Below are 2,235 nucleotides of genomic sequence, written 5' to 3'. Positions count from 1 at the left end.
ACCCCGACGAGGACGTCGGCCGGGGATTCGGCCGGGGAATCGGCCGGGGAATCGGCCGGGGATCCGGTGGGGGGTTCGGCCGCCGGGGGAAGCAGAGCCAGTCCGACGACGAGTACCGGGCGCCCGGGCTGCTCAAGCGGCCCGCGTTCGTGGGGGCGGCGGGTGTCGCGGTGGCGGCCGTCATCCTCATACCGCTGATAGTGCTGGGCAGTTCGGGAGGCGGCGACCCGCTGAACCAGTCCGCCGGGGCCACCCGGGAGCCGAACGGGAGGCCGACGACGCAGCTCAACCCCGGGGTGCCCGATCCCACGTTCCCCAGCACATCGCCTTCGGGCTCCTCGCCTTCCCCGTCGGACTCGGAGTCCGACGCGAAGAAGCCGAAGCCGAAGGAGACAAAGGACTCCCCGAAGACGGATGAGCCGGAGGAACCGGAGGAGACGGAGGACTCGGATGAGCCGCTGAGTGCGAAGCCGCCGACGGGCCCGAGTACCGGGGCGGATCCCCGCGTCCCCAAGGACGAGATCGTGATCAGGAACAAGAAGTACGACCTGTGCCTGGACCTTCCCGGCACCGGCAAGAGCTCACCGGGTACCGGCACCCGGGACGCCGGCTGCAAGCCGTCGGGCGACGACAACCAGCAGTGGGTCCTGGACCTGGTCGACAAGGGGGCCGGCACCCGCGGGGCCGACCTGTACGTGATCCGCAACGTCAAGTCCGGCCTCTGCTTGGACGTGCCCGACCGGGGCCCGGGCCAGGTGGGTGTGGTGATGGACGTCTACGACTGCCGCGAGAGCGCCGAGGACAACCAGCGCTGGTGGCTCCACCGACGCTCGAACGGCACCTACTGGATCCGCAACCAGAAAAGCGGAGACATGTGCCTCGACGTAGCCAGGACGAGCAAGGAGGAACCACACGCCAAGGTCACCCTCTACGGATGCAGCGACCTCGACGACCACAAGTGGAACTTCATCACCATCTGAGTTCCTTCATCCTGGCCGCTGATCGGGGCGCGGGGGCGCGTGCCCGCAACACCTGAGGCTCCCGACCCCGGCCACGCTCGTCGGCCGGGGAGTCCCCATCTCATCCCGAAGAAGGTCATCATGAGTACTCAGAACCAGAGGGTCGCCGTCATCACCGGCGCTTCGCAGGGCATCGGCGCCGGCCTCGTCGACGCTTATCAAAAGCTCGGCTACGCCGTCGTCGCCACCTCGCGCACGATCGCCCCCTCCAGCGACGCGGGGGTCCTGACCGTCCAGGGTGACATCGCCGATCCCGGCACGGCCGAACGCGTCATCGTCGCCGGCGTCAAGCGGTTCGGACGTGTCGACACTCTGATCAACAACGCGGGCGTCTTCGTCGCCAAGCCCTTCACCGACTACACCCGGGACGACTACGCCGCGGTGACCGGTGTGAATCTGGCCGGCTTCTTCCGCATCACCCAGCTGGTCATCGAGCAGATGCTCGACCAGGGCGGCGGCCACATCGTCAACGTCACCACCAGCCTGGTCGACCACGCCAACTCCCACGTCCCCTCCGTCCTCACCTCGCTGACCAAGGGCGGCCTGCAGTCGGCCACCAAGTCCCTCGCCGTCGAGTACGCCACCCGCGGCATCCGCACCAACGCCGTCTCCCTGGGCACGATCAAGACCCCCATGCACCCCGAGGAGACCCACGAGGCCCTCGCCACCCTGCATCCGGTCGGCCGGATGGGCGAACGGAGCGACGTCGCCGACGCGGTGATCTACCTGGAGAACGCGCCGTTCGTCACCGGCGAGATCCTCCACGTCGACGGCGGCATGAGCGCCGGCCACTGACCCGCGGGCCACGGGCCCGGTCTGGTACGAGAGTGGGAGGGCGGTCTCGTACCCGACCGGCCCGCGTCCAGGTTCCGCTCTCGCGGTGGAGCGCGAAACCGTCAGTGTGCCGCCCGGCGGCGGCCTCGCTCAGGGCTGCTGGGTCCGTGACCGTTGGCACCGTGTGCCGGTTGGCGCTCGGCATCGGGGGGATTCCCGTTCGCGCCGTTCGCGGGGGGCAGGGTGTCGCGGGCTGTTTCGGCGGTGGGCGCGTTCATCTCCTCCGTGTCGTCAATGTGAGCCTGTTCCCGGAGGCGGCGCATGAACTCGCGCGGGTCGGGCTCCATCGGGTTCATCGGTGGTCCCTTGACCGCATTTCTTACGCAAGGTCGAAGTCCAGCACGGTGACGGAGTGCGCCGGGAAGGTGTAGCGGCCTTCGGG

2 protein-coding genes are annotated in these 2,235 nt (G+C 69.0%); both read left to right on the top strand.

The genetic code is table 11. The features are described from left to right. A partial coding sequence (locus T328_RS35935; protein ID WP_496500473.1) for an RICIN domain-containing protein occupies positions 1-980 on the top strand: 980 nt, incomplete at its 5' end. A gap of 120 nt (positions 981-1,100) precedes the next feature. Continuing rightward, positions 1,101-1,814, top strand: coding sequence for an SDR family NAD(P)-dependent oxidoreductase (locus T328_RS35930; protein ID WP_496500472.1), 714 nt, complete (start codon positions 1,101-1,103; stop codon positions 1,812-1,814). The last annotated feature ends 421 nt before the right edge of the window (positions 1,815-2,235 follow it).

Source organism: Streptomyces sp. CNX435 (assembly GCF_059570575.1).
The sequence above is the reverse complement of the archived record's forward strand: the minus strand, read 5'-3'. Positions and strand labels throughout refer to the sequence as shown.